Annotated in this window: 8 protein-coding genes; 5 read left to right on the forward strand and 3 right to left on the reverse strand. The window is 70.8% G+C overall.

From position 1 onward, the window contains the following. Nucleotides 1-47: 47 nt before the first annotated feature. A complete protein-coding gene (locus tag LL648_RS26505; protein ID WP_232665445.1) occupies nt 48-1,778 on the reverse strand; it encodes an NAD+ synthase in 1,731 nt (576 codons plus the stop codon). A 106-nt stretch (nt 1,779-1,884) separates the two neighbouring features. Here LL648_RS26505 and LL648_RS26510 point away from each other — a divergent pair, with 106 nt between their 5' ends. From LL648_RS26510 to LL648_RS26520, 3 genes are all read left to right on the forward strand, one after another. Next, nucleotides 1,885-3,465, forward strand: a complete 1,581-nt coding sequence (locus tag LL648_RS26510) for an alpha/beta hydrolase (RefSeq protein WP_232665446.1) — start codon at nt 1,885-1,887, stop codon at nt 3,463-3,465. A 67-nt stretch (nt 3,466-3,532) separates the two neighbouring features. Beyond that, nucleotides 3,533-4,876, forward strand: a complete 1,344-nt coding sequence (locus LL648_RS26515) for a glutamine synthetase family protein (RefSeq protein ID WP_232665447.1) — start codon at nt 3,533-3,535, stop codon at nt 4,874-4,876. Between the two features lie 25 nt (nt 4,877-4,901). Beyond that, a complete protein-coding gene (locus LL648_RS26520; RefSeq protein WP_232665448.1) occupies nt 4,902-5,744 on the forward strand; it encodes a GNAT family N-acetyltransferase in 843 nt (280 codons plus the stop codon). Here the strand turns inward: LL648_RS26520 and LL648_RS26525 are convergent. Next, nucleotides 5,741-6,103 carry a cupin domain-containing protein gene (locus LL648_RS26525; RefSeq protein WP_232665449.1) on the reverse strand — a complete coding sequence of 121 codons (363 nt, stop codon included), beginning with the start codon at nt 6,101-6,103 and terminating at the stop codon, nt 5,741-5,743. The genes LL648_RS26520 and LL648_RS26525 overlap by 4 nt on opposite strands. An 83-nt stretch (nt 6,104-6,186) precedes the next feature. Between LL648_RS26525 and LL648_RS26530 the strand changes: the two genes are divergently transcribed. Next, nucleotides 6,187-7,404, forward strand: a complete 1,218-nt coding sequence (locus LL648_RS26530; protein ID WP_232665450.1) for a hypothetical protein — start codon at nt 6,187-6,189, stop codon at nt 7,402-7,404. Here LL648_RS26530 and LL648_RS45820 read toward each other — a convergent pair. Next, complete coding sequence (locus LL648_RS45820) at nt 7,373-7,597, reverse strand: HNH endonuclease signature motif containing protein (protein ID WP_374112109.1); 225 nt, start codon at nt 7,595-7,597, stop codon at nt 7,373-7,375. The genes LL648_RS26530 and LL648_RS45820 overlap by 32 nt on opposite strands. Between LL648_RS45820 and LL648_RS26535 the strand changes: the two genes are divergently transcribed. Then, nucleotides 7,508-7,705 (forward strand): hypothetical protein (locus LL648_RS26535; RefSeq protein ID WP_232665451.1); only part of this gene is annotated, 198 nt, incomplete at its 3' end. The genes LL648_RS45820 and LL648_RS26535 overlap by 90 nt on opposite strands.

The raw sequence follows: 7,705 nt of genomic DNA on the forward strand, positions 1-7,705 counted from the left end.
TTGCACAGCCGAAACGGCGTGCAGGTTGGCAAAACGGTGGGGAAGTCCTACGGGCGCTTCTCCCGCCAGCTGTTGGTGATCGGCAGCCGCCGGTCGCGGCCGAAGCCCTTCGACGTGATCTTGGTGCCCGGCGGGTACTGCCGGCGCTTGTACTCGGCCCGGTCGACGAGCCGGACGACGTTCTCGACGGTCTCGGCCTCGAACCCGGCCTCCACGAGCTCGTCGAACCCGCGGTCCGACTCGATGTACAGGTCGAGCACGCCGTCGAGCAGCTCGTAGTCGGGCAGCGAGTCGCTGTCGAGCTGCCCAGGTCGCAGCTCGGCCGACGGCGGCTTCTCGATCGAGTTCGGCGGGATCGGCGGTGTCTCACCGGCCGCGACGGCCTGCTCGTTGCGCCACCGCGCCAACCGCCAGACCAGCGTCTTGGGCACGTCCTTGATCGGGGCGAAGCCGCCGACGGCGTCGCCGTAGATCGTCGAGTAGCCGACGGCGAGCTCGGTCTTGTTGCCGGTGGCGAGCACGAGGTGCCCGTCGGCGTTGGACAGCCCCATGAGCGTCACGCCGCGGCAGCGGGCCTGCACGTTCTCCTCGGCGAGCCCGGTCAGCGCCAGCTGCGAGACGAACGCCTCCACCATCTCGCCGATCGGCTGCACCGAGTAGTTCAGGCCGGTGCGTTCGGCCATGTCGGCGGCGTCGCTCTTCGAGTGCTCCGACGAGTACTTCGACGGCATCGAGACGCCGTGCACGGCGTCCGGGCCGAGCGCGTCGACCGCGATCGCCGCGACCACCGCCGAGTCGATGCCGCCGGAGAGGCCCAGCACGACCGACCGGAAGCCGTTCTTGCGGACGTAGTCGCCCAGCCCGGTGCGCAACGCCCACCAGACTTCGGCCTCGTCGGGCAGCGGCTCGTACATCGCGGGCGCCGGCAACGCCGGACGATCCGCGGCCGGCTCCCCGGGCAGCTCCCCGGGCAACTCGTGGTGGCGCACGGCGAACCCCTCCACAGCGCCGGTCCGGGCGGCGCCGCCCGCCAGGTCCAGCTCCACGGTCAGCAGGTGCTCGACGAACTGCGGCGCCCGGGCCAGCAACGCGCCCGAGGCGTCGACGACCATCGAGTCGCCGTCGAACACCAGCTCGTCCTGCGCGCCGACCAGGTTCACGTAGGCCATCGGCGCGCGCGCCTCGCGGGCCCGCCGCGCCACCAGCGCCCCGCGTGTGTCGTCCTTGGCCCGCTCGTACGGCGAGCCGTTGATGCAGAGCAGCAGGTCGAGACCCAGTTCCCCGTACGCGGCGACGGGGCCGCCGTCCTGCCAGATGTCCTCGCAGATCACGACGCCGATGTCGGCGCCGCGGAACCGCACCACCGGCAGCGTCGAGCCCGGCTCGAAGTATCGGAACTCGTCGAAGACGCCGTAGTTGGGCAGGTGGTGCTTGAAGTAGCGGTCGACCACGACGCCGCCGTGGATCAGCGCCGCTGCGTTGCGGGGGCCGGTGTCGTCGAGGTCGAGGTAGCCGGCGACGACGAGCAGCTCGCCCAACCCGGCCTCGACGAGCCGCGCGGGCAGCGCGTCGAGCGCGCGCCGCGACGCCACCGCGAACGACTCGCGCAGCGCGAGGTCCTCCACCGGGTAGCCGGTGAGCACCATCTCGGGCAGCACCGCGACGTCGGCGCCGGCATCAGCGGCCCGGCGACACCACTCGAGCACGAGCCCGGCGTTGCCGGCGATGTCTCCGACGGTCGCGTCGACCTGGGCGAGAGCGAGGCGCAGCTGCGGCATCCGCCCATCATCGCCTCCGCCGCGCCTCCCGGCGGGGACGGGCCCACTCCGGCGGGTCGGCGCGGCACACGCTGCGCAAACGTGGGGCGCTGGCATGCTGGGCCTCGTGTCGCCCCGCCGAACGTTGCTGTCCTGTGTTGTTTTCGTCAGTGCTTTTGCGATCTTCGCGGCGTGCGCACCGGCCAATCAGAACGCGGCGGTGCCGTCGACGGCCGCCCCCGCTCCGCCCGATCCGTTGCAGCGCTTCTACACGCAGCAGCTCTCGTGGGGACCGTGCGCCGACTACGCCACCAGCGAGTCCGACAGCGCCCGCTTCGCCGACGAGAAGTTCGACTGCGCCCGCCTGGAGGTCCCGCTCGACTACGCCGCGCCGGAGGGGCGGACCGCCTCGATCGCGGTGCTCCGGCAGAAGGCCGCAGGCCCGCCCGCCCAGCGGATCGGTTCGCTGCTGTTCAACCCAGGCGGTCCGGGAGGGTCGGGCATGGGGTTGGTGGCGAGCCTCGCCGGCCAGCTGACGCAGAGCCCGGCGGGGCAGCGCTTCGATCTGATCGGATTCGACCCGCGTGGGGTCGGAGCCAGCACACCGGCGATCGACTGCCTCACCGATGCCGACTGGGCGGTCGAGCGCGCCGACCTCGACGTCGACCCATCGCCCGCGGGTGTCGAGCAGAGCGAGGCGGAGAACCGGCAGTACGCGCAGTGGTGCACGGAACGGTCCGGCGGGCCCGAGGTGCTCGCCAACGCCGGCACCCGCGACGTCGTGAAGGACGTCGACATCCTGCGTGCGACGCTCGGCGACCCGAAGCTCAACTACGTCGGGTTCTCCTACGGCACGCGGATCGGGTCGCAGTACGCCGAGGCGTTCCCGCAGAACGTCAGGGCGCTCGTGCTGGACGGCGCCCTCGACCCGACGCAGACGACGATCGACCGCACCGTCGAGCAGAACGCCGGTTTCCAGCTGGCCTTCGACGCATTCGCCGCGGACTGCGCGAAGAGCCCCACCTGCCCGCTCGGCACCGACCCGAGCAAGGCGACGGCCGTGTTCCAAGCGCTGGCCCGGCCGCTGATCGACAAGCCGATCCCCGTCGGCAACCGGATCCTGTCGTTCCCCGACGCCATCACCGGCACGGTGCAGGCGCTCTACGCGAAGGCGTACTGGCCGGTGCTCACCCGCGGGATCGCCGGGCTCGCCACCGGCGACGGCCGGATCCTGCTGGCGCTCGGCGACCAGTACTACGACCGCGGCCAGGACGGCGTCTACGGCAACAACAACGAGGCGTTCATCTCCATCAGCTGCGTCGACGAGGAGCGCATCACCGACCGGGCGGTGCAGGCAGACCTGATCCGCCGCGCCAACGAGGCCGCGCCGTTCCGCGACGACGGCCGCGGCGCGGTCGGCGCGCTCGACCCGTGCGCGTTCTGGCCGGCGCCGCCGTCGAGCAAGCCGCACGTGCCGCACGTCGAGGGCCTGCCGGCGACGCTGATCGTCTCGACCACCGGCGACCCGGCCACCCCGTACCAGGCGGGTGTCGACCTCGCGAAGGGGCTCAAGGGCAGCCTGCTCACGTTCGAGGGAAACCAGCACACCGTCGCGCTGCAGGGCAACCGTTGCATCGACGCCGTGGTCAACGCCTACCTCACCGACCTGAAGCTGCCGCCGGACGGCACCCGCTGCGCCGACCGATGACGTGCCAGTGCGCCGCGTCGCAGCACCACGAAACATGTCCGTAACGCAGCCTTCCTAGGCTCGCTGCATGGACCGCCAGCAGGAGTTCGTGCTCCGCACGCTCGAGGAACGCGACATCCGCTTCGTCAGGCTGTGGTTCACCGACGTACTGGGCTACCTCAAGTCGGTCGCGGTGGCCCCTGCCGAGCTCGAAGGCGCCTTCGCCGAGGGCATCGGGTTCGACGGGTCCGCGATCGAGGGCTTCGCCCGCGTCTACGAGTCGGACATGGTCGCGCGCCCCGACCCGTCGACGTTCCAGGTGCTGCCGTGGGAGACCGGCACCGGCGAGCACTACTCGGCGCGGATGTTCTGCGACATCGCGATGCCCGACGGCTCGCCGTCGTGGGCCGACCCGCGGCACGTGCTGCGGCGGGCGCTGTCGAAGGCGGCCGAGGCGGGGTTCACCTGCTACGTGCACCCGGAGATCGAGTTCTACCTGCTCAAGAACCTTCCCTCGGACGGGACACCTCCGACGCCGGCCGACTCGGGCGGCTACTTCGACCAGGCCAGCCACGACGTCGCGCCGCACTTCCGGCGCAACGCGATCGAGACGCTGGAGTCGATGGGCATCTCCGTCGAGTTCAGCCACCACGAGGGCGGACCGGGCCAGCAGGAGATCGACCTGCGCTACGCCGACGCGCTGACGATGGCCGACAACATCATGACGTTCCGGTACGTCGTGAAGGAGGTTGCGCTCACCCAGGGCGTGCGGGCGTCGTTCATGCCGAAGCCGTTCTCGGCGCATCCCGGTTCGGCGATGCACACGCACTTCTCGCTGTTCGAGGGCGACCGCAACGCCTTCCACGACCCCGACGACCCGTACGAGCTGTCCGAGACGGGCAAGGCGTTCGTCGCGGGGGTCCTGCGGCACGCGCGGGAGATCACCGCCGTCACCAACCAGTGGGTCAACTCCTACAAGCGCCTGATCACCGGCGGGGAGGCGCCCACCGCGGTCTCGTGGGGGCACGCGAACCGGTCGGCGCTGGTCAGGGTGCCGATGTACTCGCCGGGCAAGGCCTCCACCCGCCGGGTGGAGATCCGCACGCTGGACACGGCGTGCAACCCGTACCTGGCGTTCGCGGTGATCCTCGGCGCCGGGCTGCAGGGCGTGCAGAAGGGTTACGAGCTGGGCGAACCGACCGAGGACGACGTCTGGTCGCTCACCGAGACCGAGCGGCGCGCGATGGGCTACGAGTCGCTCCCGCAGAACCTCACCGAGGCGCTGGCCGCGATGGAGCACTCCGAGCTGGTCGCGGAGATCCTCGGCGAGCACGTCTTCGACTTCTTCCTGCGCAACAAGCGGCAGGAATGGGACGGGTACCGCCGCCAGGTCACCCCCTACGAGCTGGCCACCTATCTGCCTGTCCTCTAGCTCGGCGAGTTCGTAAGGTGCGGTGATGGAGATCGTCCTGCACCAGGACGTCGTGGAGTTCACCAAGCACGCCAAGCCGCTCTACGACGCCGACCCGTACCGCCACACCGTTGCGCTGACCGTGCTCGACACGGCCAGTGGGCTCGGCGACCCGCTGGCCACGATGCTCACCGTGCACGAGGGCGGCGAGACGGTCGCGGCCGCGTTGCGCTCGCCGGGGTTCCCGCTGCTCGCCTCGGGGGTGCCGGCGGAGCTCGCGGTCGCTGTCGACGCAGCGCTCGCCGGGTCCGACCCCGGCATCAACGAGGTCGCCGGGCCGGAGCGGGAGGCGTCGGCGTTCGCCGCGGCGCACACCGCCCGCACCGGATCCTCCACGCAGCTGGTGCTGCACCTGCGGCTCTTCAAGCTCGGCACGCTCGTTGCGCCCACCGGGATCCGCGGTGCGGCGCGGCTGGGCACGGAGGCCGATCTGGACGTGCTCGGCGCGTGGCGAGCTGAGTTCGACGCCGAGGCGAGCCACCGCACGCCCGATACCGTTTCGTCGCGGGAGCGAGCGCGCAGTGCGTTGCGGCTGGGATCGGCGGAAGTCCTGTGGGAGGTCGACGGCCTGCCGGTGTCGTTGGCGTCGGCGCGGCGGCCGGTCGCCGGCATGAGCCGGGTCGGCCCGGTCTACACCCCGCCGGAGCTGCGCGGTCACGGCTACGCGGCCGCGGCCACCGCAGCAGCGTCGCAGTGGGCGTTGGACGCGGGGGCGGAGCGGGTGGTGCTGTTCACCGACCTGGCCAACCCGACCACGAACAGGCTCTACCCGCGGCTCGGCTACCAGCCCGTGTACGACGCGCTGGAGTTGCGGTTCGAGAGCAGCTAGTCGTCGCGTTTGGCCGTGTCCAGGGTGAAGGCGGGCAGGCAGACGGCGACGTACTCGGCGCCGTCGGGGCCCGGTGAGCTGTAGCGCACCCACTCGCCGGGTGCGGTGTGCACGGCCTGCCCGGCCTCGACGGTCAACTCGCCGTCCTGGTGCTCGACGCGCAGCGCGCCGCGCAGGACCAGCGTGAACTCGTCGAACTCGGGGCGCTGGCCCGGCTCGGCCCACCCGGACGGGCTGCGCATGTGGGCCATCGAGAGCCGGCCCTCGCCCGTGTTCACGTGCCCCACGAACTCGTCGATCGTCTTCGGTGGCTCGCCGGCGGCGGTCACGCGGCTCGGGGTCTCGATCAGTCGTGGCATCGCGCGATCGTCCCACCTGCGTCGGCCGCGGTCTGTGGAAGGTCGGTGCGCGGACTCTAAGGTCGTGGTGGAGGTGCACGATCATGGACGAGCAGGTGGTCGCGGAGACCGAGCGGTGGTTGCGACGCTCGGGGACGCCCCTGCTGTCGCGCGGGTTCGCCGGGCACCGGGTGCTGTACCGGTCGGCGCCCGCGCTGGCCGGGCTGTTCGTGTACCTGGTGGCCGGTGCCGTCGCCGACGGCATCTGGCGCCGCCTCCCCGGCTTGTGGGAGCTGCCGTTCGACGACGCGATGGAGCGGGCGACGGAGGACGATGCCGGCTACTTCTACGCGGGCCTGGCCGCACCGGTGGTGCTGGGGCTCGCGACAGCGCTGGTCGTCGGGCGGGTTGCGCGGCGCAAGCCGGCGGACTGGTCGGGTCCGTTCCCGATGGCGATCGCGGCGGGCACGCTCGTGATCACGCCGATCCTGACCGCGGTGGCTTCTGTCAGCATGTCGGAGGCGTTCGAGCAGCTGTTGCGGGCGGCGGTGTTCCTCGTTGGGGTGTTGCTCGCCGTCCGCAGCGGGCTTGCGGCCGTGGTGCTGTGGACGGCACGGCAGGCGGTCGTCAACTTCGCCGACGTGCTGCGGCTGACCAGCCGCGCGTTGCCGCTGCTTCTGCTTTTCGTGACGTTCCTGTTCATCAACACCGAGAACTGGCAGGTCGCCTCCGCGTTGAACCGCCCGCAGCTGTGGGGCGTCGCGGCGTTCTTCGTGGTCTGCATGCTGCTGTTCCTCAGCGCGACGCTACCCAAGGAGCTGGCGGCGCTCCCACCGGTGCACGAGGTCTCGCCGACCGAGGCGTGCGCTGGCACGCCGCTGGCCGCGGTGGTCGGCGAGGTGGCGCGCGCCGGTGTCACGGAGCACCCGTTGCGGCCGGTGGAACGGCTCAACCTGCTGCTGACGATGGCGCTGCAGCAGGTGATGCAGTCGGCGCTGCTCGGGCTGGTGGTGTGGGTGTTCTTCGTGCTGTTCGGCAGGTTGGCGATCACCGACGGCGTGATCGAGTCGTGGACCGGCCGCCCGCCGGAGCCGGGGATGTTGTTCCCCGAGAGCCTGCAGATCCCGCTCCCCGTCTCCACGCAGCTCATCCACGTCGCCGTCGTGCTGGGTGCGTTCTCGGCGCTGTACTTCGCCGTCTACACGGTCACCGACGCCAACTACCGCTCCGAGTTCCTCACCGAGATGCTCGTGGACGTCAACCGGGGCCGGATGGTGCGCGACTGCTACCTCACCTACGCCGAACGGCTGCCGAAGCCGTGAAGGCATGGTGGGGTCGTCGTCGTGGTACTTGATCCGGATCCACCCATCTGGGCGGAATGAACTCCGGTAGGCCATCAACTATTCGCACGAACCATTCCGTGGCATGGATTTCCCGGTGATGCATTTTGCACAGCATCACCAAATTATTGATTTCGGTGGGTCCGCCGTTCTGCCATTCAACAATATGGTGGATATCGCACCAGCTCGCCGGCCGGCCACAACGGGCGCATCCGCGGTCACGGGCGGCGACGGCTCGTCGCATTCCGTCGGGGATGACGCGGTTTGCGCGGCCGATGTCGAG

It is taken from the genome of Pseudonocardia sp. TRM90224, from assembly GCF_021245725.1.
In the GTDB taxonomy this organism is placed as follows: Bacteria; Actinomycetota; Actinomycetes; order Mycobacteriales; family Pseudonocardiaceae; genus Pseudonocardia.